Source organism: Endozoicomonas sp. (assembly GCF_965196975.1).
GTDB lineage: Bacteria > Pseudomonadota > Gammaproteobacteria > Pseudomonadales > Endozoicomonadaceae > Endozoicomonas.
The window spans coordinates 2775491-2801035 of record NZ_OZ239981.1 but is presented as its reverse complement, the minus strand read 5'-3'; the positions used below and the strand labels follow the sequence as shown (position 1 = coordinate 2801035).

The window sequence follows — 25545 nt, the reverse complement described above, 5'->3', positions numbered from 1 at the left end:
GCTATTTGGGACGCTCTTTTTCTCCACTAGCCCTGTATATGTGAAGAGGCTTAGACCAGGAGAGCGTCCCTCCAGTTTAATGAACTGTCCTGTCCGCAGGTGAAGGCTGGATAGATATATGGTTTTGGCTTTCGGGTAAGCGTTGTAGATCCGGCCAGCTGAGACTTAGCCACTCTTTGGCCTCATCGAGATGATGCTGACAACACTTACAGATACGATGTTTTCTGGAAAATTCCAGCAGTGGTATCACGGTACATTTTATAGCCCTGAGTAATGGGATCTTAAAGTCCTCAGACAACCCTCCTGACTTGACCAGCGTGATAATCCTCCGGTAAGGGAAAACCAGAAACTCACTGGCTTTCTGAGGCATTTTCTGGCCTTCATACAGGGCTGCCAGATTATGCATGGCGGCGATCCATGCCATCATTAACTGAGGATTATCCAAATTCTGGAACCACTCATGCTCCAGCATCTGCGCGGCCTCCAGGTAAGCCGCTTCAGCTGACCGCCATTTGCATTGATGAAAATTAACGTTCCCTTGATGAAGCTTCTGTTGCCACTGGCTCACGGTTAAGATCTCTTATTGTTTATTTTAATGATAATGATTATCATTTGTATCTCAAAAAGTGGTTGATGTAAACTTTTCACGCTAAATCGTTGTTGAACAGCAGGAGGTGATTGTGTCAGACCAGAGGATTACCGATTCCTATGCGCTGCGCTGGAGGCGTGCACGTCCGGAAGCGTTGGGTTATATCATTCGATATGCAGAAATGCCTGATAACCCTGAACTGTTGCCTTCCTGGGTAGACCAGACCGTCAGGGTACCAAAGCTCTCTGTAAGTGAGCGCTGGCAGCGAATGCAGGAGTGCATAACCCTTTTGCTGGAAACTTATGCAGACACGCTGAACCCTGTTCACTGGCGCAGTACCTGTCTCGATTTTCTTCACAGTTTACTGGCAGAAGTCGATTCGCTTGCTGGTATGGCGAAACAGCAGGAGCAGCAAAAGAGACTGCTTTGGGAAATAAAGGTAACTGGTTTTCACTTTGACCCCTGTGCGAAAAGAGGCGTGTGAATATTGAGCCCATGGATAGAACCGGAAAATGATGATTAAACCAGCAGCCTTCCTCCATCCACTGGCAGTGCCTGCCCGGTAATAAAGGATGCCTCATCAGAACATAAAAAGAGAGCGGCTCCAGCCACTTCTTCAGGTGTGCCGAATCGACCAACCGGGTAGCGTAACTTCAACTGAGCTGTGAGCTCATTATCCGGCTTTACCACTTCGTCAGACATGGGGGTTTCAATGATAGCGGGGCAAATGGCATTCACTCTGATGCCTTGAGCTGCATATTCTTTGGCGGCCACTTTAGTTAATCCGATGATTCCGTGCTTGCTCACGCAATAGGCAGAGGTTGCAAGACTGGCAATCAGGCCTGCAACGGAGGACATGTTGATAATCACGCCAGAACCCTGTTGAAGCATGATCGGGATTTCCTGTTTCATGCACAGCCACATGCCTTTCAGATTGGTATTCATCACCCGATCCCAAGTATCCTCATCGTAGTCAGCGGTTGCTACTTTGGCAGGTCCAAAGATGCCGGCATTGTTGATTGCATAATCCAGTTGGCCAAATTCGCTGATGCAGGTATCAACCATGGTCTGGATATCGTGCCTGCTGGTGACATCCGTTTTTACAAATTGTGCATTCCCACCAAGGTCAATAATCTCTCTGGCAGTCTGTTCCCCTTCATCACTGCGTCGTGCAGCGATAACCACATTGCAGCCTTCACGGGCGAATGCCAGTGCAATGGCTTTTCCAATACCGGAGTTGCCTCCGGTGACCAGGGCCGTTTTACCTTCGAATTTTTTGTTCATTGGTGATTTGTCAGGAAAGAGATGAGTTCACAGATAAAAGTAGATGAGTGTCTGCAGGTTTTCCGAGCATTCAGAAAGTTTTTGGCATTTGATAAATGCTGATGATGCTTTATTAATCAGAGGGTAAATCTAAAAATGTAAGAAAATGAAGGGCTTTAATTCTAAAAAATAGATATTGGCCAATAAGTGTAAGTTTTCAGTATTTCTTTTGATTAAATATCTTTACTTTTTTATGGCTATTTATAAGATTTGAGTCCGGTGAAAGTGTGTTTTCTTTTATTTTCTTTTGATAAGGATTGCTGCAGTGAACAAGCGTTCCGCCCTTGCCCTGATGCTCTCAGCGTTCAGCCCTTTTGCTTTAGCAAACATCTATGTTGGCGGCAGCGTATCTGCCATGGATTACTCTGAAGGCGGTATCGAAGATGTCGCTCCTGTCGCACTTTCTGGCCTGGTGGGAATAAAGGCGAATGAGCATTTCTCAACAGAGGTGCGGGTCGGGTTTGGCGTAGGCAATGACAGTGCGAAATATCAGGGTGAGAGTGTTACTCTGGATGTGGATAATTTCGTGGGTGTCTATGGCCGTTTGGGAATGCCAGTTGGCAAGGTTTATCCTTATGTTGTTGCTGGCCTGACTCAGGTAGAAATGACCATCGATATGGCAGGTCAGTCTGTGTCTGAAACGGATTCCGATGTTTCCTACGGTGCGGGCCTTGATTACAACCTCAATAAGGCACTCAAACTGAATCTTGAGTACATCAACCTCTATGATCGAGGTGACACTATGATCAACGCCATCAATATTGGTGCGACCTATCACTTCTAAGCGGCAGTGGTCATGAGCTCATTGTGAACACTGTCTGGTTCTTTGTGTTATCAAGCCTTCTGCCAGTCAAAGTCCATTTGTCTGGCAGTCTTTTCTGCCAAAGCTTCACTGTGCATACGGCTGACAATATGCAGGCTCATATCAATGCCTGCGGATATACCCGCTGATGTGATAACAGAGCCTTCATCCACCCAACGGATGTTCCTGATAACGTTTAAATCGGGGAACTGCGTTTGCAAATCCGGAATATCTTCCCAATGAGTGGTGACATTCTGCTGGTTGCTGAGTAAGCCGGCTGCCGCCATCAGGAAAGCACCGGTACACACTGAAGCGGTCAGCCTGGCCTGTTTTCCTTGAGAATGAATCCATTGTAAAACACTGGGCTTATCCATCTCTGCGTTATGGACACCACCAACAACAATCAGCAGGTCAATCGAAGAGTGGTTATGAAAGCCATAATCCGGTTGAACCCGGTAACCCCCTCTGGCAGTAACCAGCTTGCCAGACTCACTGACCAGAAAAGGGCTAAAGGCTTTTCCATTGGGGGAGAGGCGTGCCGCTGTGGCGAACACTTCATAAGGGCCAGAGAAGTCCAGAACTTCAGCCTGGTCGTAAATAAAAATCCCTGTATTCATTATTATTCTTTATTACTGTGATGAAAAAAATCAGTACGCCAGCTTAAGAGTCACCACGCCAGCAATAATCAGTAACACGCCCATATAGCGCATAAGGCTGGCGGCTTCGCCATAGAAAAAAATGCCGACAAAAAAGGCACCGGCAGCACCCAGACCAGTCCATACGGCATAAACAGTACCCATTGGAATAGCTTTTTGAGCCAGCCACATGGTATAGCCACTGAGTCCAATGCATATGATTGCAGTAAATATACCCAACCATCGAGTGTCCGGGTTTTGTGCCATTTTCAAGCCAACGGGCCAGCCAATTTCAAACATGCCAGCCATCAGAAGATATACCCAAGCCATACTCACTCCTCTTACTGTGAACATTCCGCTTGCCGGGTTTTAATAATCACGCGTTGTCCTTATTGGCTTAGCAAACCCATAGCGGTCGTTATTGGTTATGGCCTTCTATAGAGTCAGTAATATAGTGCAAAGTTCCTGATTGCCAAACACTAATTGTCATTGGTGATCCAGTTTATCTCCTTGGCGGTCATTGCACCGACCAGTACCTGAGCAAGGCTTCTGGGCATCTGGCTGGATGAGCCTGTCATTGGAATATGGCCGCCCATAATTTCAGCATATTGCTGGGGGTAAAGGGGGATTTTATCGGGTTCAGCGTAACCATTGGGCAGGATCGGAGTGCCGGTGGCAAGGTCATATTTATCGGTGGCGCCCAGGGTATGCATCAACTCATGGGTCATGACAACGGCATTACTGTTGGTATAGCGTCGATCACCATAGGCATTCACAATACCCACCATGCCTTTTTGCAGGCCGACAGAGTGCTCAAGAACCGGTAATAAATCTGGGTCATGATAGACGACATAAAGGTGGATGTCGGCTCCGGCAAGGCGACTGTCTCTTTTCATCTGCCAGTGCCAGAAGCGGAACTTCAATGACCAGACAAAGGATGAGAGCATATTTCTGTTGGATGGGAGTGGAGGTGGCAACTCATGGACCATATCCCCTAATTGGACAGACACAGGTTGGGAGGATGATTGCCCATAAAGCGTGATGCCATAACGGGCAGCTTGAGTCGCAAGAAACAGTTCAATGTCATCGAAATGCCATTCTTTCAGGCGTTTAAGGTATTGCTGGGTTTTATTACTGCTATCGCCGCTGATTGGATGAACGGCGACAAACAGCGGAGCGTCCCAGTCGGTGCTGCGAATCTGGGTCAACCAGGTATTCATTCCAACGACAAGCAGAATCAGAAGTAGAATGGTCACCCTGATGGTCTTGAACATTGATAAATCCTTTTTTTGATGAGTCGTATCCGATCGTTTTTTACTGGCTGCTGAGCGCAGTTTCTTCCCTGACCCAGTCAAGGTACTCTGGCAGGCCATTTTCTATGGGGATCTGAATAACCTGTGGCACATCATAGCTGTGTTCTGCTTTCAGGTATTGCTCCAGTGCTTTATAACGTTCACAGGTGGTTTTAATACGAAGCAGTACTTCCGGGTCTGATTGAACTTCACCTTCCCACATATAATGGCTGTGAATTGGGCTGCTCTGAACGCATGCACCAAGTCGCTTTTCAATGATCGTTTGGGCATGGGTGTCGGCTTCCTGTTGATTAGGGCAGGTGGTCAGCACCATACAAAACTCGTTGTTTTGATTCATGGAGGTTTGGCAACCGGTTAGCAGTGAATAAAGCAGAAATAGAGAACGGATTACTTTCTCTATCTGATAACTTAACAGCTTCATGGTAAAGAGAATAGGTCAGACAGAGAACACTGGCGACCACTGCTCTGAAATGCCTTTTGATCTTTCTAATGGGTAGATGGCTGTGAATTAAGAACAACCCTATCTCAACAGAGTCTGAAGCTTAAAATGCTCTTAAGTAGTCTCTGTGGTTACCCCTACAAGATAAAAAACAATTTTGCGCTGTCAGTTGACAGCCTGTATGCTACCCAACCCCCTCCTCCAGTTAGGCCATCGTTATAATTTCGTGGCCCTTAATGAGACATTTCCATGACCTTCGCCAACCTCGGGCTTTCCCTTCCGATTCTGCAAGCTATTACTGAACAGGGCTATGAGCAACCTTCTCCCATTCAGGCGGAAGCGATACCCGCTGTTCTGGCAGGTCAGGATGTAATGGCTGCAGCTCAGACAGGCACTGGTAAAACAGCGGGTTTTACCCTGCCGATACTGGAGCTGCTAAGTCGAGGCGAGCGGGCAAGGCCCAATCAGGTTCGTGCGCTGGTTCTGACTCCGACCCGTGAGCTGGCCGCTCAGGTGGCTGATAGTGTTGCCACCTATGGTCGGCATTTACCAATACGTTCCTCGGTGGTTTTTGGGGGAGTTAAAATCAACCCTCAGATGATGAATCTGAGGCGTGGTGCTGACATCCTTGTGGCCACACCTGGACGATTAGTCGACCTCTACAACCAGAATGCGGTGAAATTCAAACACCTGGAAGTGCTGGTTCTGGATGAAGCAGACCGTATGCTGGATATGGGCTTTATTCACGATATTCGTCGTATTCTGGCGTTGTTGCCCAGGCAAAGACAGAATCTGATGTTCTCTGCCACTTTCTCTGATGAAATACGTCAGTTGGCTAAAACCATTGTTCATCATCCTGTTGAGATTGATGTATCCCCCCGGAATACCACAGCAAGAACGGTCAAGCAGTGTGTTTATCCGGTGGATAAAAGTAAAAAGCCAGCACTGCTGACTCGCTTGATTAAAGAGAACGGTTGGAAGCAGGTGCTGGTTTTTACTCGAACCAAACACGGTGCCAACCGGTTAACCCGCCACTTGGAAGGTAAAGGGATTCTTGCGGCAGCGATTCATGGCAATAAGAGTCAGGGGGCTCGTACCAAAGCCCTTGCTAATTTCAAAAATAATGAAATAACGGCTCTGGTGGCAACAGATATAGCTGCCCGGGGACTGGATATTGATCAGCTGCCGCAGGTAGTGAACTTTGACCTGCCCAATGTGCCGGAGGATTATGTGCATCGGATTGGGCGCACAGGCCGTGCAGGGGCGGATGGCCATGCTGTTTCGCTGGTCTGTGCCGATGAAACTAAACAGCTTCGGGACATTGAACGGCTCATTAATCAGGTGTTACCCAGAGAGATGATCTCCGGGTTTGAGCCGGTAAATGAGGTGCCCGTGACTCAGTTGTCCGGTAAATCACCGAAGCCTAAAAAGCCCAAGAAGCCAAAGACTTCCGACAGGTCCAGTCAGGAAAGTGGAATGAAGGGGCAGACACCTGAAGGTAAGCAGAAAGGTAGGCGAAGTCATGAAGGGAAAAGCTCCGGAGAGACGGGCTCAGGTCGTGTGTTTACAGAAAGCCGCCACAGACCCAGAAGGCGTAAAGTAACTCGCCCGCATAATACTTCTGCCTCGGTGTAAGTTAGTCTGGGTTAACTAGGGTTAATATCACTGTTTTTTGAAGCTATCAGGTTTAGCCTGTGGCTTCAAAATCATCTTCTCTGAGCCTGGCGGTTCCGTCTTTTTGCAGTACCCATAGCTCTTTGTGGATGACACCCGAGGCTTTGTTCATTTTCCAGCCGGAGGTGAGCAGGGCACTTTGCTCATCAATCGTCTCAAATTTCGGGTTGATGTACTCCACACTGTTAAATCCATCATCAATCAACTTTTGCCAGAAAGACTCAATCTCACTATGACCCGTGAACGTGCCGAAGGGGCGTGCATGCATAATGGCATCTGGTTCATATTGGTTTGCACAGCCTTTGGCATTTCCAGAATTGAATGCCGCTTTCCACTCACTGCTGGCCTGTTTTACGGCTTTGATCAGAGGTGTATCCTGCTCATTGGTCATATCAAACACTCTTTTTCAAAGTTAATAATAAGTTATAGCAGTTTAAGGCTGCTTTGTGAGTAGCCAGCAGTATTTCGACAACAAAGGATTATAGGACTTTCGCATTGACAGGCAGCTGTAAAAATTGCTAGATCAGCAAAAAATAGCGGATGTCGTCGTGCGTAGAAAGATAACAAGACCTACAACAGCTGGGTGTGATTTGCCGAAATATACAGGGTTTCTATTGTGTGAGCCGAAATCAGCAACCTGTACTCGCCTTAGTGAGATCGGAGATATGTCACACCACAGCGTTAACCGTTTTCTACAACGTGAAGACTTTGCTCCCAATGACCTTTTCATGGAAGTAGCCGCAAGGCTGATTCTTGATGGGGGCACGCTATCGGTTGATGATACGGTGCTGGATAAGCCGTACAGTAACTACACGGCATTCATCGGCTATCATTACTCGGGCAAGCATCATAAAGCCGTCAAGGGCATTAATCTCATAACGCTCTATTACACCGATATCAAAGGCTATAGCCTTCCTGTCAATTTCCGTATCTATGACTCTGCGGACGGAAAGTCCAAAAATGATTATTTTCTCGAGATGCTGAAAGAAGTACTTGTATGGGGCTTACGACCTGCATTTGTTACGGGGGATTCCTGGTATAGCAGTGCCGCAAACCTGAAGACTGTGAAAAACAACGGTCTGGGTTTTATGTTTGCCGTTAAAAGCAACCGTACTGTTTCTATCCAAAAGGGTGACTACCAACAAGTGCAGAGCCTGGAGATTCCTGAAGAGGGAATAACCGTTTGGCTACGTAATTTTGGTTCTGTGCGTTTGTACCGGACGCGGCTAAAAAACGAGCTGCGCCATTACGTCGTCTACACACCCCATGCTGGATCAGAGGTATCACCACAGGTAGGCTTTAATGAACTTCACCTGCACCATTGGGCGATCGAAGAGTATCACCGGGCGCTGAAACAACTCTGCAGTATTGAGCGCTTTCAGGTGAGAGGAAAGCAGCAGGTCAGGAACCATATTTTTGCCTCTATCTTTGGGTATGCCTGCCTTCAGGCCAAGAAAGTATCTGAATCTCTCAGTAGCATCTATCGCGTTAAGAATGATGCGCTCAAGGATGCTATTTGGGACTTCATTAAGAGCTTCTCTGATGGTAAAGACTGGCTGAGACCATCTTTTATCAGAGCTGTCAATGCGTAAGTTCTAGATTAGTCAGATAAAGCTTTAATGACCGCCGTTCTGGATATGGTTTCCCCGTCGTTTATCACGAACACACATCTGATTATTGTCCATAACCTGAGTTTCAAACAGGTCAACAGCTCTGATCAGGTCTCCTAGTTTTTTGTAACCGTAATTTCGGGGATCAAAAGAGGCCTGGTTGGAGATAACCGCACCAATTCTTCCAAGGTAAGCCCAGCCATCATCGTCCTGCTCGGTATCGATCGCATTGCGGATCAGGTTCATCAGCTTGGTATCGGCTTTCAGCTCATGACCACTTTTTTTACTGTTTGAGGTGACTTCCTCCGGATCATTTTCGGGTTCATCCAGGTATAGAAAACGGGAGCAGGCATTAACGAAAGGGGATGGAGCCTTTCGTTCTCCAAAGCCATACACCACCTTGCCTTCAGATAGAAGGCGCATGATCAGTGGGGTGAAGTCACTGTCAGAGGAGACGATGCAGAAAGCGTCCATGTTCTTGGTGTAGAGAGTATCCATGGCATCGATGGTCATGGCCATGTCAGTGGCGTTTTTGCCTTTGGTTAAATCAAACTGCTGGATTGGCTGGATCGCGTATTCGTGAAGTTGCTCCTCCCACCCTTTGACTGTATGACTCTTCCAGTTGCCGTAGGCTCTTCGGATGCTGACAACACCATACTTGGCCATTTCAGAAAGAATTTTCTCAATTTTTCTGGCGGGAGCATTATCGGCATCAATAAAGAGGGCGATCTTCTGGTTGGACTCTGCCATTGGCATTTCCTGCTACTTATTATTTTTGTCTTTGGGTAAACAGTGTCCTCTGATTTTATGAAATTTGCAAAAGTGCGCCATCGTATTTGTGGTGAAAGATGTTGTAACAGCTCATAGTCCGTTTGTGCTTGAGATTGCTGAAGGTCCTGATTATGCTGCATTCCGTAGCAGAATCCGCTGTTTGTGATGGCTATGAGTGAGCCCTGGGTTGGCTCCAGTAGATGTATAGGACCATTTAGGCAGATAGAGACGAATAATAATGACTGAACAGACGCCTTATCACCTGTTGGGTGGCGACAAAGGCATTCGAGCACTAGCCAATGCATTTTATGACGCTATGGATGACCTGCCGGAAGCTGAGCATATTCGGAAAATGCATGCCCGTTCTCTGACCGATGTTAAAGGAAAGTTATATGAGTACCTCAGTGGCTGGTTAGGAGGCCCTCATCTATACCTCGAAAAGTACGGAACCGTCTGTTTAACCGATCCGCACAAGCCTTATGACATCAGTGAGTCTGCACGCGATCAGTGGCTCTATTGCTGGGACAAGGCACTTGATCAGGTAGGTGCTACTGATGAACTGAAAGGCATGTTGAAAGAGCCAATCTTTCGATTGGCGGATTTTATGGTGAATCAGCGTTAGTTTTTTGCTAGAGAAGTTAAGCTGTGAGCAATTGATTTATTGGGGTATCTCTCATGCATTTACCCCAAGACTCCAGTGCTTTTGAAAGGCGGTCATAGAGCTCTCGATGCCTTTCACTCTTTAAGTGCGAGCTAAAATCCTGAAGTAGAATAAGTACTATTGCTGTGTTCCTTAATACGGTTTGAATATTGTCTAATTGCCTGTTTATTTTCTGATTGTCTTCTTTTTTGTAGTCCGTTTTCTTTAGATTCTGTTTAGTATTTAAAATGCTATTTCTGGCCTTCAAGAAAATGGACTGAAGTTTTTTGAGCTTATTTATTTTCCCTTGAATATGATCTCTGGCGTCAGCAGGATCCCAGACATATGCTTTATATCTGTATTGTCTTATTAGTTCTTTCGTATCTTCCTCTAAGGTTGGAGAAATTTCTTGCATTTCGACATCCGAGAGATCGCTATTCCCGAGTTTAAGGACTTTTGTCAGGCTGGTCATAGGGCTTCTAATGACTGTCACCAAGCTTTCCCAGGCTGGAGCATCGTCATCTTCTTCGATAGGTACTTGAATTTTTGCAGGCTTTGATGATAAAGCTTCAGCTCTATCTAACAAAGTAATCAGCGCGTTTCTGGCCTTCAATAGCTCCTGTTCTCGGTCAGAAAAGCGCATAGTAATCTTAGGCTTTTCATATCTGGTTAAAGATTTTTCATATCCAAAAATCTCATCTGCTTTCAGGCTGGCATCAATTTTTTTTTGCTCTTTTGGAATATCTATCGGGTCCTCATTCATTTTACCGGTATAAGATGACTTGTATGAACCAAGGTGACGCCGACACGCTTCATAAAGCCTGCTCAGCTCATCTTGAGCTGACATTACATCCACTAGCTCCCAGCGGCAGCTGAATTCATCTTTTTTGAACGTAGTAATATCAAGATGTTCAACCAGTCTTTGCCTTTCTTTCTCAAGTACTGACCCGATTGTTATTTCTAGTTCTGGGATTCCTGTTTCGTCTAGAAGGTCTTTGCTCTCCTCTCGAGAGATCTTTTTATAGGCATCAGATAATGAGGGTGTGCTTTTCCTCTTTCTAGATGAAAGGCTCGCTACTTCTTGCCTTTCTTTCTCAAGTTCTGGGAATCCTGTTTCCATTAAAAGTGTTTCGCTCTCCACTTGGGAGGTCTTTTTATATGTTTCAGGTAATGAAGGTGTTCTCTTCCTGGATGACACATCCGCTGTTGCTGTAAAGTCTTGATATTTTGGATTCGGCCTGCGCATTCTTTTTGGACGATCACTAGTGCTGGTTTGAGGACATGCATTTTTGCCTTCTTCCTCAAAACTGCTGGTGGAGGAGGCAGGGCTGAATCTTGCACTCTCCTGGGATGTTTTCTCTGTCGTGTGATCCGTATCTGGCCGTTGCTTGCCCTTCCTTTTTCTCCTATTTTGGGTGTTAGAGCTTTGAACATCCCAGCAATAAGTCCTGTAGTCAGAATTAGTCTCTGCTTCTGAGTTAGCTGCTTCATCTGAATGATTAAAACGGGCCGTGATTGCTCCAATATGGAACAGGGTTAAACTCGATGATGACGATAGAGCATCAATATCTGGGGTTTGAAATGCTGCTTTTAATTTTCGAAGCTCAAGAATCCAGTGGAAAAGCCCAGGATCTTTCTTCTTGATTAGAGTATCAGATAGCCGCCCTCTATCATCGTTTTCTTCCGAATGTCGGAAGTTCCAATAAGCCAGAGTTGCTTCTGATGCTGGAATACCCGGAATGATTTCAGTTTCTTTCATCCATTTAGGACAAAAATCGCCTGATTCCTGCTGCATAACACAGCTTTCATGATCTTGGTCGAATAATGATCTGTCTTCTGGGTTGGGAAACCAGCTTTTAGACTGGTAACAATCCTCTATATGATTGAGCTCTCTTCCTATATCGCGTACCAGATTAAATTTTCCTCCAGTCAATAACCGATTTATAGTATCCTCTACCTCTAGCTTCTGTTTATCTGAAAAGCCCTTTTCAGCCATGATATGATCTATTTTTATTAATAAAATAATCAGTCTATTGTAGAAAATTCCATGTCCATTAAGTATTTCGACAAGCTTATCATTGAAGATGCAGTGATTTTGAATAAGGGTTAATTCATTTTGTAGAGCTTCAGGTAAATTGGTTATAAAAAGCTCCGTAGGTGATTGTTCAGTGCTTTGATGCTTCTTTATTGTTTTAAATTCAGCAATGCTTTTTCTATCATATTGTTGTTCAGATTCTGGTAAATATAATTTATTTGCTTCCTTTTTTATATTGTTTGGATTTTTATCAGGCGTTGTATATCTTGTTGGGGTCGATGGTGGTATTGCTGGTAATATCATGATTTAAAGAAGTATTTTTCCAGTTTTTATGTGGGTTTTAACAGGGATTAGATAGGCTTGATAATAAATAGTTCCATGGTTCTATAAAATAATTAAAAATTATTGATCAAAAAATTATAGCTGCATGCTGAGTCACTTAAGCATGTAGCTATAAATAGTTGATTATCATCTAGCTAGGCAAACTGCTTCGGATTTTTACCGGTCATATGTTGATAAAATTCCTGTATTTTTTCCAAGTCCGACTCATAGTTCCCCGTAGTAAAGAACATGGGGCCAAAGCCGCCCACCTTCTTTTTAAAGTCCAGAAAACCCAGTGCAATGGGGACTCCAGCACCGTGAGCAACGTGGTAAAAACCACTTTTCCACTGTCGAACCTTGCTGCGTGTGCCTTCAGGGGGGATCGCAACCGCCAGCTCTGCACAGTCCTGAAAGGTGTCCACCATTTGCTGAACCAGGCCATTGGCTTTGCTACGGTCAACCGGAATTCCACCAAGCCATTTCATGATGCTGCCAAATGGCCCTTTGAACAGAGTACTTTTGCCCATCCAGAAGACTTTCATGCGAAAGCAGAAGGCAAAGGCAATGGTCAGAACAAAATCCCAGTTGCTGGTATGAGGAGCTGCAATGATCACGTATTTCTGGGCATTTGGGCGTTGGCCTTCCAGTTTCCAGCCGAACAGTTTCAGACCGAGGCGAGATAAAAGGCGAAAACAGCTGTTCACGATAGGCGTATCAAAAATCGTATGACGCATTATTATTATTTAAACCTGATCCAAATAAATAGCCCCGTTATTATGCACCGGGGCTATCAGAGTGCGCTACCCTTTTTCAGTAGGCGCCTTTTTAACACACGACCATGGTTTAGTTGTGGGAGTGCAGTTCATCATTCAGCTCAATGGCTGATTTATTGGTCAGGCATTCCAGTGCTCCGGTCAGGGAGTTTCTGCGGAATAGCAGGTCGGATTTGCCGGAGAGGTCTCCGGCCTTAACAACTTCAACGACTTTTTTCTGGTCATCAAGAACCTGAACCTTACTGGCAGCCGTCAGGTAAAGGCCGGCTTCAATAATGCAGCGGTCACCCAGCGGAATGCCCAGGCCAGCATTGGCTCCAATCAAGCAGTTTTCACCGACGGAGATAACAATGTTATTGCCTCCGGAGAGGGTGCCCATGGTGCTGCAGCCGCCACCGAGATCAGAACCTTCACCAACCATGACTCCGGCAGAAACACGACCTTCAATCATGCTCTTGCCTTCGGTACCGGCGTTGAAGTTGATAAAGCCTTCATGCATTACGGTCGTACCTTCACCAACATAGGCTCCCAAACGAACCCGGGCAGTGTGGGCAATGCGAACACCCGCAGGCACAACGTAGTCGGTCATTTTCGGGAATTTATCCACGGAGTTGACACTCAGAACCCGACCTTCTGCACGGGCCGTCAGCTGGCGGGCAGGCAGTTCTTCCAGATCAATTGCGCCTTCATTGGTCCAGGCTACGTTAGGCAGCAGTGGGAAAATACCCTGAAGGTTGGTGCCGTGTGGCTTTACCAGACGATGTGACAGCAGGTGTAGCTTGAGATAAGCCTCAGGTGTGCTGGTAGGAGCATCATCAGTTTCCAAAATGGTGATTACCCGTGGTTGCTCACTTTCTTCCAGGCTGCGCGTTATGGTAGCCAGTTCAGTTTGCTCGATATCAACAAACAGATCCTCCAGTGCATGCAGGGTTTTGCTATCAAGCTCAATAAACTCATTACCACCGGTGTAGTCAACCAGTTTGGCAATGCTATCCAGCAGCTCAGGAGCCGGGTTAAGGATCGGCTTTGGGTAGAATACCTCCAGCCACTGGTCTTTCTGATTTTTGCTGCCCACACCAATGGCCAGACTGAAATGCGGCTTGCTCATTATCATTCCTTCTTGATCGACTGTTATGAAAGTAAATTGCGGTATTGTTCTTCTGAAAAGCCCAGCATTTTCTGGCTGCCTGTATCCAGTAAAGGGCGTTTAATCATGGCAGGCTGCTCCAGCATCAGGGTGATTGCCCGCTCTGCATTAATGGCTGATTTTTCTTCTTCAGGAAGTTTCCGCCAAGTGGTTCCCCGGCGGTTTAACAGGGCCTCCCAGCCCAGTTCATCAGCCCACTGTTCAAGCATATCTTTTTGCAGACCATCTTTCCTGTAGTCATGAAAGTGGTATCCAATACCAGCGCCTTCCAGCCAACGCCGTGCTTTCTTAACAGTGTCGCAGTTTGGTATGCCAAATAAGGTGACCACAGTTCCTCCCATGTCAATAAAATCTGGTTCACAGGCAATGACCATGCGCTGCAAAAACTGAGGCTTGAATGCGCAGTATTGACCGTAAAAAATGAGCAAAGCTTACACGCTTCTGGAGGTGTTTGCCTAGGCAGAGTGCTCTATTGTCAGGTGTTGGGTTTATTTTTACTCTGCTTCAGTGCTTTCTTCATCGGCAAGTGCTGTTCTTAACAGTTCGATGCGGCGGCGATTTGTGCCGAAATCATAATGGCCGACTCGAGAAGAGGAACGGACATCCACGGTGCCGTTTGGGCGGATAATCAGTATCAGGTCGTCCTTAAACTTCAGCCAGGGAGTGGTGAATACGGTAATAATAATCTGGTCATTACTGCTGATAACCTCTGCATTGGGCCAGTTCTGTAAAGTGACCATCAGTTTATCCTTGATTTGAGAGGTATCAGACCCATAAAAGAAGAGGGGGGCAATATTCTGTTTTCCAGAAGCCAGACTGCTGACGCAGTTTGGGCTTTCCGGGCAGGTGAGTTCCGGGGAGTCAGCCTTTAGCCAAAGGCTGGGTAGTAACAGCAGTAAAGGCAGGAATCGATGCGCGGATTTATTCACTGTTCTAGGTTCCTTGCAAATATGGAGCAATAGATACATGGCTATATGAGAAATACTGGCCTCGGACGGCCGGTATTTCTGATGCGCTTACTGTTTCAGTAGTGCAACCACTGCATCTGCAACAGCTTCTGAAGAGGCGGGGTTCTGCCCAGTGATCAATAACTTATCCTGAATCAGATAACTGTTCCAGTCGGGTCCGCAGCTGTATTTTGCACCCTGTTTTTTTAGTTCATCTTCTAGAGAAAAGGGCACCACATTTTCCAGTTGTACTGCAACTTCTTCGCTGTTGCTGAACCCGGTTATTTCCTTGTCTTGAATAAGAGGTTCCCCTTTCTGGTTTGTGGCCTTGAGCAGAACAGCCGGGGCATGACATACCGCAGAAACGGGTTTTCCCTGTTGGTAAAAATGTTCAATCAGGGAAATTGAGTCGGGATCATTTGATAGATCCCACAAAGGTCCATGGCCACCGGGGTAGAAGACTGCATCAAAATCATCTGCAGTCACTGTGGCTAACTTGTCCGTTTTGGACAGTTTTGCCTGCAACTCAGGGTCTTGCTCAAATCGTCGAGTAGCATCGGTTTGAAAGTCGGGTAATTGGCTTTTTGGGTCCACTGGTGGCTGGCCGCCAGCTGGTGAAACCAGAGTGATATCAGCGCCAGCATCCAGAAAGCGATAGTAAGGGGCGGCAAACTCCTCAAGCCAGAAGCCGGTTTTTTCACCCGTGGCTCCCAATTCATCATGGGAAGTCAGCACAAACAGAATTTTCATGGGAGGCGCCTCGGTTGGTCTTCAGCTGTTCAGTTTGTTGAAAAGTGAGTGATCTGTAAAGCCATGAATAATTTAAATCCCGTAGCTGGCAGGCCGATATATCCCACAGTGTGATTATGATGATTGTGATCATTGTAAGTGTCTGAAAAAAAAGGATTTCTGGTTTGAGTCAACTGAAGGGACCAGGGCATCAATGCTCTTATTTTGGAAAGTCTGGCCGTTGTAAAGATGGTGCTGAGCCAGGCAGTCAGCTTTGCTTCTGGCATGATCCTGATGTGGATAAAAGCGGGGAAGGCATAAAAGAGAAGCTGGAAGAAAGGGCTAAAACGGGTTTGCCTATGGAAGGCTTTATTCTTCGCAAGGCTAATCTGGATAACGTGAACCTGGTGAATCATGGCAGTGGAAAACCGTATCAGTTAATTGACTGTGATCTCAGTCGCGCCAGTTTGTGCAATGGCCATTTTTATCGTGTGGACTTATCCGGTTCCCGATTGTTAAAAGCAAATCTTTCAAATGCGAATCTGCACCGGGCAAATCTTGATGGCTGCAACCTGTTGGGGGTGAACCTTAAGAACAGTCTGCTGGATCATGTTCGTTGGGGAGAAAAGCTGTATCAGGAAAGAGAAGCTGCTGCTAACCCTGAAAATGCTATCGCTCTGTATGAAGAAGCGGAAGAATCCGCCAGAAATATTCGCCGGCACTGTGAGCACCTTGGCATGATGAGGGTTGCTGGGCACTTTTACTATCAGGAACGGGTATTTCACCGCCTACAGATGCCCAAATACTCACGGCAACGAGCGGTTTCTTACCTGGTGGATAAAATCAGCGGTTATGGAGAATCGCCTCTACGCGTGGTGGTCTTTTCCATGGCGTTGATCGTATTCTGCTCTTTTATTTATCTATTTACCGGTGTTCAAGATGGAGACACCATTCTTCGGTTTGATGAAAACGTGGGGTTGGCTCAGAATCTCCGGTATTGGCTTGATTGTCTTTATTTCAGCGTAGTGACGTTTACAACGCTTGGCTATGGTGATTTAACCCCATTGGGGCTGTCCAGGATTTTTGCTGCCTGCGAGGCCTTCACGGGCAGCTTTTCTCTGGCACTCTTCGTGGTATTGTTTGTTAAAAAGATGATTCGATAAGCTCGAATATCGAAAAAATAGTTAATTGTCAGTTGCGTAAGCAACTGCCTCGTCAGGGTCGCAACTGATGGCTGCATGTGGTTGCCCCTGCAGCAGCTTTTTAAATTGCTCTCTTTGAATGTGCACCAGTTCCCGGTGGTTCCCTCCTTGAAAATAGAGATCCTGAACAGCGTTAAGTTCATCGTCCCAGCAGGTTTTCATACCGTAGGCAATGCCCATGGCAGGTACTGACCCCATCTCGCAGTCCGGGAAAAGCTCCTCAAGGCTGTGTTCAGTGACAAGATGGAGATGCCGGTTCAGCTTAGTATTGATCCAGCGCAGCATTAATTTGTTCATGGAGGGAACAATGGCCATTACGTACCCTTCCTCATCCCGAAGAACGATGGCTTTAGCCATGTTTTTAACGGGAACGCAGGCTACATGTGCAGTGTTGAGTGCGCGGTCTGAATAAGGGTGACTGACCACTTCATAATCTACCTGGTTATGATTTAAAAAAGCCTGGAGTTTTGGAGCGATTGACATCAGACACTCTCTCAAAAAACATTCTCGGAAATATTGAACAGCTGTTTTATAAAGTCTATACGCAATCTTGTTGAAATATTGTTCAATATAAGGCGCTTTTTAAGCTAAAAAAGTATTAATAGCTTTTTTTCATATCACTATTTGCTTACAGGTTTTGTTTTACGTACTGATTTTCCTGCTTATCCAGCTACTCTGTTATTGCTGGTTTCATTTGATGCTTTTTTGCACTCTGCTCTCGGTATAGGTATCCTTCGGCATTTTTAAATTTACCAATTCATCACTGGCTTCAGATTGAGCCTGTGGGACTTAATAATGACGACAATAATGAAAAGACTCCTGCCGATGGGAGCGTTAACCTGCCTACCAACAACTGCAATGGCTGGCGACAATGTGCTGGGAGTAACATCCAGCCCGCTAGCATGGGCCTGTATTGCTATTTTTGTGATTGCTTACTGCCTGGTGATGGCCGAAGAGCAGCTCCACCTGCGCAAGTCTAAACCGGTTATTATGGCGGCGGGAATCATCTGGGCGCTCATTGCTTTCATTGCTGCCCAGAAGGGCGTTTCCCACGAAGAACTGAAACAGGCCGTCATGCACGATCTTGAAGAGTATGCGGCGATGTTTCTCTTTCTGCTGGTGGCCATGACATACATTAATGCCATGGAAGACCGGCAGGTGTTTGCCACGTTACGAAGCTGGCTGATCAGCAAGGGCTTCAATTACCGAAGCCTCTTCTGGATAACGGGCGCCATGGCATTCTTTATTTCCCCGGTGGCCGACAATCTTACCACAGCACTGTTGATGGGAGCTGTGATAATGGCTGTTGGTGAGGGCAGTCCGAAATTTATTACACTGGCCATGATCAATGTGGTCGTTGCTGCCAATGCGGGCGGTGCTTTCAGCCCCTTTGGGGATATTACCACGCTGATGGTTTGGCAGGCCGGTAAGGTTGAGTTCTTTACCTTTTTCAGCCTTTTTATACCGTCGGTTGTTAATTACCTAGTGCCGGCCATCATCATGAGCTGTTTTATTGAGAAAGGGCGTCCGGCTGGTGTGCAAGTGGATAGCACCATTCGTCGTGGTGGTATCACCATCTGCTTCCTTTTCCTGGTGACGATCTTCCTTGCCGTCAGTTTTGAGAAAGCATTAGGTCTGCCACCATTTATGGGGATGATGACGGGTCTCGCCTTGCTGATGTTTTATACCTATTTCATGCATATCCAGGGACTGACCAGTAACCGGCGGTTGACTGCACGGCCTCGGGCAAAAGAAGAGAAAATAGATATATTCCAGGAAGTGGCCCATGCCGAGTGGGACACACTGCTTTTCTTCTTTGGTGTTATTTTCTCAGTGGGTGGCTTGCGGTATCTCGGTTACCTCGACCTTGCCTCGGAAACGATGTATGCCGATCTTGGGGCCACGTGGACGAATATTATCGCCGGAGTGATCTCTGCCATTGTCGATAACATTCCGGTCATGTTTGCCATTCTCGGAATGGACCCTGAAATGAACACCTTCCAGTGGTTATTAATAACGCTGACGGCGGGTGTCGGTGGTAGCCTTCTGTCCATAGGTTCTGCAGCGGGAGTTGCCTTGATGGGAACATCAAAAGGTGGTTATACCTTTATGACCCATCTCCGATGGAGCTGGGCCATTGCTCTTGGGTATGCTGCCAGTATCTGGGCACATTTTCTGGTCAACAGCTAACCGGGAATTAAGATTCTCAGGGTTTGGCTAAAAAAGATACGTCATCTGGAGGGTTTGAAAATCAAGCCCTTCGTTTTCATCATTCAGATTGGCATTTGAGTAGTGCATCCAGCCATAGCTGACTTCAAATGGGCTGCTCTCTCCCAGACTCAATCCAATCATCACCCTGGTTTCAAACTGCCAGTGACCACCCATGTTGATTCCGGATAAGTGCTGTTGCTCAATATCCTCTTCGCTCTGGTAGCTGACGCCAACACCAAGATCAAGAAACGGTGAGGTTTCACCCAGTAAAGGGTTGATGCTGGTGAAGCGAAAAACAGGGCTCAGGCTCATTTGTTTTACGCTATCAGCACCTATCCGGCGGCTGTCTTCAGTGGCATTTAAACGGCTCTTCCATTGGCTTAAAGCCAGTTCCGCATAACTTTGTATTAGAAGGCTATCAGAAGACCAGAGCTCATCAGAAAGCTTCCAGGCCAGACCCAGCCGATATTGATCAATTTCTGCATTGCGGTCGGCAAGAGGTGAAATAAACTGCCCGTAAGAAAAGCTGACTCTGTCTGGCTGCCAGGCAGCATGAGATACACCTGTTGTCAGTGCAAATACGAGCAATAAATATCCACGATTCATTTCTAAGCCCTGTTTTTAAGGTGTGCCTAGTTGATATCGTGAACATTGTTCTTATCTTGAGGAGACCTGAGGGTAGAACTGTTTCAGGGGCTATATAAATGAATCGGGTCACCTGAGTGGCCCGATGCTGTCATGTTGATTTGATCTGTCCAGTTAAAGCAATTTACCACTCTGAATCTTCACAGTTATTAGGAGCGCTAATAGGGTTACATCTCGTGATATATCCTCCTGGAATACTTACCTGGTAATCACTAAAGCGTAAATCCGGAACTGGATAGTCGGTACTGATAAAGTGGGCTCCTGACCTTAATGCCTCTTCGCTACGTGTAGTGTTGTTAGTGCGTGCTTCTACAGTGTCCGAATCGGCCCGGGTGCGAACCATATACCCTTGTGCAACAAAATTCTGAATCTGGTCAAAGCTCGATTCCGGATCATTGAATTTTAGAAATGCAGCTTCAGGAGAGCCGGGTTCAGAGTCTGTAAACATGACTCTGCCAGTCAATGAAGGGTGCCCTGAAATATAGGCGTCACGCTTTGAACCAGCATTGTCGAAAGCAAACAAGACCTTTCCTTTTACCTCGGATAAAAGAGGCCACTCTCTTGCCAGAACTGCCGCATTTAATGTTTCATAGTCTCCGCGTACAACATCCGGAGTGATGAGTTGTGACTCTGGGAAAACAGAGCGAATTTCAATATCAATCTGGTTAAGTGCTTCAGTATTAAAAGGCAGCGGTTCGACAAAACCGATACCTAAAGGGTCGGGTATGATTTCATCTTTTGCTTCTACCAACACGGTTATGGGGAGATGATCTGGGTTATTGTCAGACCATGTTTTAATTTCGGTCAGGCAGGCGATGAAGGTATAGCAAGTGCTTTCGTAATCGAGATCCTGAATGTGTAAAACTTTCAGTCCGGATTCAGCCAGAGCATCAATGCCGGAATCAACATTCTTTCCAAGCAGTGCAACAATATTTCGATTTTTATAACGACCACCTTCAGGGTCATGGAATACATCCAGCTCAATTTGACGGACACCCTGAGATTCAAACTGTTCGGTCAGCGAAACATGGGCGTAGTCAAGGCTAAGCATTAGATCGTTTATTCCAGCTGCTTCTGCTGCTTCCGCTGCATCACCTGTTAAATTGTTAACAATCAGAACAACATCCTCTGGCGGCCCTGGATGATAACTGTTATGCGTTCCTAAATACTGGACTTCATTCATTCTTACGGTGGTGAGTTGGCCTTCGGAGCTGGTTTCAGTAACTGTGGCAGTATCGGAGCTGTCATCTCTGCAGGCAGATAAAAAAATGATGGCCCCTGTGACCACCAGTGATTTCAGAAAGCCCGCTTTTAAAGAGCGTTTATGTTCCATTAAACGTTTCCGTTATTATTTGAATTATCGGGAAAAAAGTAAAAAAGGGCCGGATGCCGGCCCAGATAGAGCGAACTATTCAGGTGAACAGTTTTCAGCAGGTAAACGTGTGATCCACTCCCTGACTAAGTCAACGCCGGCATCATGGGAGAGACTTCGACCAATTTCAGGCATTCGGTCTCCGGGTTCGGTGCTGGCCATACGGAAGTGAATGATAGAGTTGTCGGGATCACCAGGTACAACGTCATAATTGAAACCGTCTCCTCCATAGGCAACAGGTGATTTACAGGTGCCGTGGGCTGTCTTGTCACTGGCGTAGGTGCGCCAGTACTCCAGTTTTAGCCCCGTATTCGAAGCATTGCCTTCAGGACGATGGCAATGCGCACAGTTGATGTCCAGGTAGCCCTTAGCCAGATCCATCACCTCTTCATCAGTCTTATTGTTTCCGGACAGGTCTCCATTACCGAGCAGGGCAAATGGTGGGACGGTCTGAATGCTGGATAGATCAGCGGGCAGTCCTGATAAAATGCCTTCCGTTGACCAGGTGGATAACTGATTCCTTACGCCAAAAGAATAAGCGTAATCACCATTCAATTGGCGGGCCTTTGGGCCAATGGGGACAAAGCGGGAAACATCGTCTTCGCCCTTGTACTGATGGCATTGCTTACACTGATTGATATTGGGAACAACGTAGTCAAACGACAATGTTTGTCCTTTGTGTACCACTGATTGCTCAACAATACTCCCTGCTTTGGCGAGCGATGCATCATCTTTGGCGGCATTCCAGATGTAGGGTAGGGCACTCCAGCCTGTTTCCCGATGGATCAGTAGCCGGGTTTCGAGCAGCTCTTCATTAGCATTGCCGGGGGTTGCTGTGTCATCCGGCATGGCAAAGGTTTTTACCAGTACTGACCCTACAGGAAACTCAAAGACTTCCTGATTGCTGTACTGGGCGGACTGGCCATCCGGGACAAACACATAACGATATTTTGTGGTGTAGTCGGTAAACAGGGCTGAGTTCAGGTCGTAGGGCAGGCCCCCGCTATTAGCATTTTCTGTTGGGTTACCGCTGTCGGCAAACAGGTTGTAGTCTGACAGGTTCGGACAATTGGCACCGAGCAGAGCATCCCAGTTGACGTCATTTCCACTGACACTGCACAGCGCAGTATCACCATCTCCAACGAGGCCGGCATCACCTGATCCGGCATTACCACCATCACCGACGATGTTACCACCGTCACAGCCTGTTATTTCATCATCAATGCCGCAGCCAAATACCTGATCGCCAAAAGTCACGCTATGAATGGGAAGCGACAGTTGAGTACAGTTTAACAGTGGTTCCTGCTGAATAGCGGATGGGTACAGAAGCAGGTCTGGTGTTGCAAAATCACCGCTATGGTCTCCTGCAAAGAGCTGACCGATACTTATATTGCCATTATTGCTGACGCAGATATCATCGCTGCCATCGGCTGCGAAATCGGGTTCCAGAATACTGGCTCCCTGCCCGCTTCTGGCAACGGCTTCGCCTAACCCATCGTACAGAATGGTTGGGAAGCTCCCATAATTTCCAACATAGGCATTAATAATATCCTGAATAAGGTAACCATTCGGATTACTGCCACTATTGCTGATATCGTTATCGTGGATATTGATATTTCTGGGTACTGCACGCCAGCCATCCATAATGGCATTTGCGTGATTCGCCATGTTGTCTTCAGCAATGAAGAAGCTGGTAGCCGTAATGGCAACGGTGTCGTGATTTCTGATGGTGTTGTTAAATATTTCGACATCGCTGGTGGAGAGAATAATTACCCCTGTGCCGGGTGGAACAATATGCACCCCGGCGATATAGCCGGTGTCGTTGGCAAAGTTGGGTGTATTGTTGCCTTCCACCAGATTGTTGAAAATCCGGACACTTTTGCCGTACAGGTGGTTGCCAATTGGCAGGTCAAAAACAAGAATCCCCCCGGTATTGCCAGTCGCTTCATTATCATAGACATCCGCATATTTGGAGTTTTCGATCTCAATACCTGCGACATTCTCTTTGGCAATATTTCTTCGTACAACAATGTACTCAGACTGGCCAACGTAGATACCAGCATCGGCAGATCCCCTTACGTAGGAATCTTCAATGAGGATGTTCTGGCATTCGACAGGATAAAGGCCATAGGCTCCGTTATCTTTGTTTAGCTCGCCTTCCCAGACAGCAGCCACCCGTCGCATAATAATACCGTTTGTATCTTTGAGTTTTATGCCGTTGTTTTTTGCTTCGTATACACCCAGATCCTGAAGTGTAATGTTGATGGCATTTTGTACAAAGATACCGTCGCCTGAGTCCGCTTCAGAAAAGTCGAGAATGGTTCTATCCATTCCGTAACCCATGATGGTGACGTCTTTAGCAGTAGCCCCATTACCATCAAACAGTAGGGTTCGATCAAGTTTAAAATTACCTTCCGGTAAGACAATAACGTCACCAGCTCGTGCATTGATAAATGCTTCGGTAATACTTGCCCCAAGGTTGTCACCCACTTCAACCATAATGGCGTCTTCTGGAAAGCTCGGTGTGGTTGATTCCTGGGTTGTGGTGTCGGTGACGGCTTCCCCGTCATTATCACGACACCCCGTAAGGTTGATTGCCAAGACTGATGCCAGCAAGGCTGGTATCAGCCAGGACTGCTTAATTCTCATCTTGTTCTCTATTATTTATTTTTGTTTTTGGAGCTGCACTGACAGTGCTTGAAAAATAGTACAAACGTACGTTTGTCTAAAGGAATCACGCTATCACTTTTTTGGGTGATTGGCGATACGGAAATAATATTCAGATTTTATGAAGAAGACTGAGCACTGATTGCTCTCTGTTTTTTTGGGGAAAAGGAAGGGGATATATTACGTGCTGAGTAAGTGTCGTATAAAGCCACCAGCCAGGAAGCTGGTGGCTTAGATAGTATTAGCCATCCAGCTTCTGTTTTAGAATCTGATTAACCATACCAGGGTTGGCCTTGCCTTTAGAGGCTTTCATGCACTGACCTACAAAGAAGCCAATCATCTTGCCGCGTTTATCTTCCGGAGCTGCACGATAATTCTCAACCTGCTGGGCATTGCTGGCCAGAACTTCATCGATCATGGCTTCAATAGCGCCGGTATCGGTCACCTGCTTGAGACCCTTTTTCTCGATGACTTCATCGGCAGTGCTGCACTCACCCTGCCAGAGTACTTCAAAGACCTCTTTGGCAATCTTGCCAGAGATAGTGTTGTCTTTGATGCGCTTGATCAGGCCGCCGAGCATATCGGCAGTAACAGGGCTCTGAGTAATGCTGATACTGTTCTGATTCAGGGATTTGGAGAGTTCACCCATGATCCAGTTAGCAGACAGTTTGGCATCATCACTGGCACGGACAGTGGCTTCAAAGTAGTTTGCGGTTGCCTGGTCAGCGGAAAGAATTTCGGCATCGTAGTCGCTCAGGCCAAAATCAGCGATAAATCGTGCTTTCTTGGCATCGGGCATTTCAGGCATTTCAGCCTGCAGCTTTTCAAGACGACTGTCGTCAATGATAACAGGCAGCAGGTCAGGGCAGGGGAAGTAACGGTAATCGTTCGCTTCTTCTTTGCTGCGCATGGAGCGTGCTTCGCCGGTATCACCGTTATAAAGACGGGTCTCCTGGATAACGGTTCCACCATCTTCAATCAGGTCGATCTGGCGCTCTACCTCTTTGAGGATGGCGGCTTCCATAAACTTAAAAGAGTTCAGGTTTTTGGTTTCGGTACGGGTACCAAATTCTTTTTGTCCTTTTGGTCGAACGGATACGTTAACGTCAAAGCGCATTGAGCCTTGAGACATATCGCCATCGCAGATGCCCAGCGTGGTCACAATGGAGTGCAGCTTTTTGGCAAAGGCTACTGCTTCTTCAGCATTGCGGATATCCGGCTCTGTTACGATCTCAATCAATGGCGTGCCGGCACGGTTCAGGTCAATTCCTGACATTCCATGAAAGTCTTCATGAAGGCTTTTGCCCGCATCTTCTTCCAGGTGGGCATGGTGGATACGAATACTTTTGGTAGAGCCATCAGCCAGTGTGATATCCACATGACCAGCGCCGACGATTGGCTTTTCCAGCTGGGTGGTCTGGTAGCCTTTTGGCAGATCCGGATAGAAGTAGTTTTTACGTTCGAAAACGTTGACCTTGTTGATTTCAGCATCAATGCCCAGGCCGAACTTGATGGCCATATTGATGGCTTCTTCGTTGACGACGGGAAGGATGCCAGGCAGGCCTAGATCTACCGCACAGGCCTGGGTGTTAGGGGCAGCGCCAAAAGCGGTGGATGCACCGGAGAATATTTTGGTTTTAGTAGCGAGCTGGACGTGAATCTCCAGTCCGATAACGGTTTCCCATTGCATATTACTGTGT

Annotated in this window: 26 protein-coding genes; 7 read left to right on the top strand and 19 right to left on the bottom strand. The window is 46.7% G+C overall.

The features are described 5' to 3' along the window. Positions 1 to 76: 76 nt before the first annotated feature. Entirely contained in the window at positions 77 to 568 is a 492-nt protein-coding gene (locus ACOCLE_RS12615; protein WP_419536970.1) for a hypothetical protein, read from the bottom strand. Between the two features lie 112 nt (positions 569 to 680). Between ACOCLE_RS12615 and ACOCLE_RS12610 the strand changes: the two genes are divergently transcribed. Next, entirely contained in the window at positions 681 to 1073 is a 393-nt protein-coding gene (locus ACOCLE_RS12610; protein ID WP_419536969.1) for a hypothetical protein, read from the top strand. A gap of 35 nt (positions 1074 to 1108) precedes the next feature. Here the strand turns inward: ACOCLE_RS12610 and ACOCLE_RS12605 are convergent, their stop codons facing one another. Next, positions 1109 to 1873 (bottom strand): SDR family NAD(P)-dependent oxidoreductase, encoded by a 765-nt coding sequence (locus ACOCLE_RS12605; RefSeq protein WP_419536968.1) that lies wholly within the window; start codon positions 1871 to 1873, stop codon positions 1109 to 1111. Between the two features lie 304 nt (positions 1874 to 2177). On the opposite strand from ACOCLE_RS12605, the gene ACOCLE_RS12600 reads away from it, so the two are divergent. Next, complete coding sequence (locus ACOCLE_RS12600) at positions 2178 to 2696, top strand: porin family protein (protein ID WP_419536967.1); 519 nt, start codon at positions 2178 to 2180, stop codon at positions 2694 to 2696. A gap of 50 nt (positions 2697 to 2746) precedes the next feature. On the opposite strand, the gene ACOCLE_RS12595 is transcribed toward ACOCLE_RS12600, so the two are convergent. The 4 genes from ACOCLE_RS12595 to cutA all read right to left on the bottom strand — a co-directional run bounded on the left by ACOCLE_RS12595 (position 2747) and on the right by cutA (position 4999). Then, a complete protein-coding gene (locus ACOCLE_RS12595) occupies positions 2747 to 3331 on the bottom strand; it encodes a DJ-1/PfpI family protein (RefSeq protein WP_419536966.1) in 585 nt (194 codons plus the stop codon). A gap of 30 nt (positions 3332 to 3361) precedes the next feature. Further along, positions 3362 to 3679, bottom strand: coding sequence for a DMT family transporter (locus tag ACOCLE_RS12590; protein ID WP_419536965.1), 318 nt, complete (start codon positions 3677 to 3679; stop codon positions 3362 to 3364). A gap of 149 nt (positions 3680 to 3828) precedes the next feature. Further along, the gene (locus ACOCLE_RS12585) at positions 3829 to 4623 is read right to left on the bottom strand and encodes a hypothetical protein (protein ID WP_419536964.1); all 795 of its coding nucleotides are present in this window, start codon (positions 4621 to 4623) and stop codon (positions 3829 to 3831) included. 40 nt (positions 4624 to 4663) lie between these two features. Continuing rightward, positions 4664 to 4999, bottom strand: coding sequence for a divalent-cation tolerance protein CutA (gene cutA, locus ACOCLE_RS12580; RefSeq protein WP_419536963.1), 336 nt, complete (start codon positions 4997 to 4999; stop codon positions 4664 to 4666). A 351-nt stretch (positions 5000 to 5350) separates the two neighbouring features. Here cutA and ACOCLE_RS12575 point away from each other — a divergent pair, with 351 nt between their 5' ends. Then, the gene (locus ACOCLE_RS12575) at positions 5351 to 6736 is read left to right on the top strand and encodes a DEAD/DEAH box helicase (RefSeq protein WP_419536962.1); all 1386 of its coding nucleotides are present in this window, start codon (positions 5351 to 5353) and stop codon (positions 6734 to 6736) included. A 52-nt stretch (positions 6737 to 6788) separates the two neighbouring features. On the opposite strand, the gene ACOCLE_RS12570 is transcribed toward ACOCLE_RS12575, so the two are convergent. Beyond that, a complete protein-coding gene (locus tag ACOCLE_RS12570; protein WP_419536961.1) occupies positions 6789 to 7166 on the bottom strand; it encodes a YybH family protein in 378 nt (125 codons plus the stop codon). Positions 7167 to 7323: 157 nt separating this feature from the next. Between ACOCLE_RS12570 and ACOCLE_RS12565 the strand changes: the two genes are divergently transcribed. After that, the gene (locus tag ACOCLE_RS12565; protein WP_419533005.1) at positions 7324 to 8367 is read left to right on the top strand and encodes a transposase; all 1044 of its coding nucleotides are present in this window, start codon (positions 7324 to 7326) and stop codon (positions 8365 to 8367) included. Positions 8368 to 8391: 24 nt separating this feature from the next. Here the strand turns inward: ACOCLE_RS12565 and ACOCLE_RS12560 are convergent, their stop codons facing one another. Beyond that, positions 8392 to 9135 (bottom strand): NYN domain-containing protein, encoded by a 744-nt coding sequence (locus ACOCLE_RS12560; RefSeq protein WP_419536960.1) that lies wholly within the window; start codon positions 9133 to 9135, stop codon positions 8392 to 8394. A 259-nt stretch (positions 9136 to 9394) separates the two neighbouring features. Between ACOCLE_RS12560 and ACOCLE_RS12555 the strand changes: the two genes are divergently transcribed. Beyond that, entirely contained in the window at positions 9395 to 9778 is a 384-nt protein-coding gene (locus ACOCLE_RS12555; RefSeq protein WP_419536959.1) for a group II truncated hemoglobin, read from the top strand. A gap of 16 nt (positions 9779 to 9794) precedes the next feature. On the opposite strand, the gene ACOCLE_RS12550 is transcribed toward ACOCLE_RS12555, so the two are convergent. From ACOCLE_RS12550 to ACOCLE_RS12525, 6 genes are all read right to left on the bottom strand, one after another. Beyond that, complete coding sequence (locus ACOCLE_RS12550) at positions 9795 to 12134, bottom strand: hypothetical protein (protein ID WP_419536958.1); 2340 nt, start codon at positions 12132 to 12134, stop codon at positions 9795 to 9797. A 173-nt stretch (positions 12135 to 12307) separates the two neighbouring features. Then, entirely contained in the window at positions 12308 to 12886 is a 579-nt protein-coding gene (locus ACOCLE_RS12545; RefSeq protein WP_419536957.1) for a lysophospholipid acyltransferase family protein, read from the bottom strand. Positions 12887 to 12995: 109 nt separating this feature from the next. Further along, positions 12996 to 14033, bottom strand: a complete 1038-nt coding sequence (gene dapD / locus ACOCLE_RS12540) for a 2,3,4,5-tetrahydropyridine-2,6-dicarboxylate N-succinyltransferase (protein WP_419536956.1) — start codon at positions 14031 to 14033, stop codon at positions 12996 to 12998. A 23-nt stretch (positions 14034 to 14056) separates the two neighbouring features. Beyond that, complete coding sequence (locus ACOCLE_RS12535) at positions 14057 to 14500, bottom strand: ArsC family reductase (protein ID WP_419536955.1); 444 nt, start codon at positions 14498 to 14500, stop codon at positions 14057 to 14059. 66 nt (positions 14501 to 14566) lie between these two features. After that, the gene (locus tag ACOCLE_RS12530) at positions 14567 to 15001 is read right to left on the bottom strand and encodes a DUF1499 domain-containing protein (protein ID WP_419536954.1); all 435 of its coding nucleotides are present in this window, start codon (positions 14999 to 15001) and stop codon (positions 14567 to 14569) included. A gap of 87 nt (positions 15002 to 15088) precedes the next feature. Next, positions 15089 to 15769 (bottom strand): type 1 glutamine amidotransferase domain-containing protein, encoded by a 681-nt coding sequence (locus tag ACOCLE_RS12525; protein WP_419536953.1) that lies wholly within the window; start codon positions 15767 to 15769, stop codon positions 15089 to 15091. Between the two features lie 164 nt (positions 15770 to 15933). Here ACOCLE_RS12525 and ACOCLE_RS12520 point away from each other — a divergent pair, with 164 nt between their 5' ends. After that, on the top strand, positions 15934 to 16911 hold the full coding sequence (locus tag ACOCLE_RS12520) for a pentapeptide repeat-containing protein (RefSeq protein WP_419536952.1): 978 nt from the start codon (positions 15934 to 15936) through the stop codon (positions 16909 to 16911). A 21-nt stretch (positions 16912 to 16932) separates the two neighbouring features. Here the strand turns inward: ACOCLE_RS12520 and ACOCLE_RS12515 are convergent, their stop codons facing one another. Continuing rightward, the gene (locus tag ACOCLE_RS12515) at positions 16933 to 17433 is read right to left on the bottom strand and encodes an aminoacyl-tRNA deacylase (protein ID WP_419536951.1); all 501 of its coding nucleotides are present in this window, start codon (positions 17431 to 17433) and stop codon (positions 16933 to 16935) included. Positions 17434 to 17808: 375 nt separating this feature from the next. Between ACOCLE_RS12515 and nhaD the strand changes: the two genes are divergently transcribed. Next, positions 17809 to 19140 carry a sodium:proton antiporter NhaD gene (nhaD, locus tag ACOCLE_RS12510; protein WP_419536950.1) on the top strand — a complete coding sequence of 444 codons (1332 nt, stop codon included), beginning with the start codon at positions 17809 to 17811 and terminating at the stop codon, positions 19138 to 19140. Positions 19141 to 19167: 27 nt separating this feature from the next. On the opposite strand, the gene ACOCLE_RS12505 is transcribed toward nhaD, so the two are convergent. The 4 genes from ACOCLE_RS12505 to gatB all read right to left on the bottom strand — a co-directional run bounded on the left by ACOCLE_RS12505 (position 19168) and on the right by gatB (position 25535). After that, on the bottom strand, positions 19168 to 19767 hold the full coding sequence (locus ACOCLE_RS12505) for an acyloxyacyl hydrolase (protein ID WP_419536949.1): 600 nt from the start codon (positions 19765 to 19767) through the stop codon (positions 19168 to 19170). A gap of 163 nt (positions 19768 to 19930) precedes the next feature. Further along, entirely contained in the window at positions 19931 to 21139 is a 1209-nt protein-coding gene (locus tag ACOCLE_RS12500) for a phosphatidylinositol-specific phospholipase C1-like protein (RefSeq protein ID WP_419536948.1), read from the bottom strand. 75 nt (positions 21140 to 21214) lie between these two features. Then, positions 21215 to 23827 (bottom strand): parallel beta-helix domain-containing protein, encoded by a 2613-nt coding sequence (locus ACOCLE_RS12495; protein ID WP_419536947.1) that lies wholly within the window; start codon positions 23825 to 23827, stop codon positions 21215 to 21217. A gap of 259 nt (positions 23828 to 24086) precedes the next feature. Next, the gene (gene gatB, locus ACOCLE_RS12490) at positions 24087 to 25535 is read right to left on the bottom strand and encodes an Asp-tRNA(Asn)/Glu-tRNA(Gln) amidotransferase subunit GatB (RefSeq protein WP_419536946.1); all 1449 of its coding nucleotides are present in this window, start codon (positions 25533 to 25535) and stop codon (positions 24087 to 24089) included. Between the last annotated feature and the right edge of the window lie 10 nt (positions 25536 to 25545).

Excerpts from the sequence above, each read along its gene's own strand:
- ACOCLE_RS12500 (WP_419536948.1), bottom strand. The coding sequence starts at position 21,139 with ATGGAACATAAACGCTCTTTAAAAGCGGGCTTTCTGAAATCACTGGTG.
- ACOCLE_RS12525 (WP_419536953.1), bottom strand. The coding sequence starts at position 15,769 with ATGAAAATTCTGTTTGTGCTGACTTCCCATGATGAATTGGGAGCCACG.
- gatB (WP_419536946.1), bottom strand. The coding sequence starts at position 25,535 with ATGCAATGGGAAACCGTTATCGGACTGGAGATTCACGTCCAGCTCGCT.
- nhaD (WP_419536950.1), top strand. The coding sequence starts at position 17,809 with ATGGCTGGCGACAATGTGCTGGGAGTAACATCCAGCCCGCTAGCATGG.
- ACOCLE_RS12515 (WP_419536951.1), bottom strand. The coding sequence starts at position 17,433 with ATGTCAATCGCTCCAAAACTCCAGGCTTTTTTAAATCATAACCAGGTA.
- ACOCLE_RS12575 (WP_419536962.1), top strand. The coding sequence starts at position 5,351 with ATGACCTTCGCCAACCTCGGGCTTTCCCTTCCGATTCTGCAAGCTATT.
- ACOCLE_RS12495 (WP_419536947.1), bottom strand. The coding sequence starts at position 23,827 with ATGAGAATTAAGCAGTCCTGGCTGATACCAGCCTTGCTGGCATCAGTC.
- ACOCLE_RS12605 (WP_419536968.1), bottom strand. The coding sequence starts at position 1,873 with ATGAACAAAAAATTCGAAGGTAAAACGGCCCTGGTCACCGGAGGCAAC.
- dapD (WP_419536956.1), bottom strand. The coding sequence starts at position 14,033 with ATGAGCAAGCCGCATTTCAGTCTGGCCATTGGTGTGGGCAGCAAAAAT.
- ACOCLE_RS12560 (WP_419536960.1), bottom strand. The coding sequence starts at position 9,135 with ATGGCAGAGTCCAACCAGAAGATCGCCCTCTTTATTGATGCCGATAAT.
- ACOCLE_RS12590 (WP_419536965.1), bottom strand. The coding sequence starts at position 3,679 with ATGGCTTGGGTATATCTTCTGATGGCTGGCATGTTTGAAATTGGCTGG.
- ACOCLE_RS12555 (WP_419536959.1), top strand. The coding sequence starts at position 9,395 with ATGACTGAACAGACGCCTTATCACCTGTTGGGTGGCGACAAAGGCATT.
- ACOCLE_RS12570 (WP_419536961.1), bottom strand. The coding sequence starts at position 7,166 with ATGACCAATGAGCAGGATACACCTCTGATCAAAGCCGTAAAACAGGCC.
- ACOCLE_RS12595 (WP_419536966.1), bottom strand. The coding sequence starts at position 3,331 with ATGAATACAGGGATTTTTATTTACGACCAGGCTGAAGTTCTGGACTTC.
- ACOCLE_RS12550 (WP_419536958.1), bottom strand. The coding sequence starts at position 12,134 with ATGATATTACCAGCAATACCACCATCGACCCCAACAAGATATACAACG.
- ACOCLE_RS12505 (WP_419536949.1), bottom strand. The coding sequence starts at position 19,767 with ATGAATCGTGGATATTTATTGCTCGTATTTGCACTGACAACAGGTGTA.
- cutA (WP_419536963.1), bottom strand. The coding sequence starts at position 4,999 with ATGAATCAAAACAACGAGTTTTGTATGGTGCTGACCACCTGCCCTAAT.
- ACOCLE_RS12545 (WP_419536957.1), bottom strand. The coding sequence starts at position 12,886 with ATGCGTCATACGATTTTTGATACGCCTATCGTGAACAGCTGTTTTCGC.
- ACOCLE_RS12585 (WP_419536964.1), bottom strand. The coding sequence starts at position 4,623 with ATGTTCAAGACCATCAGGGTGACCATTCTACTTCTGATTCTGCTTGTC.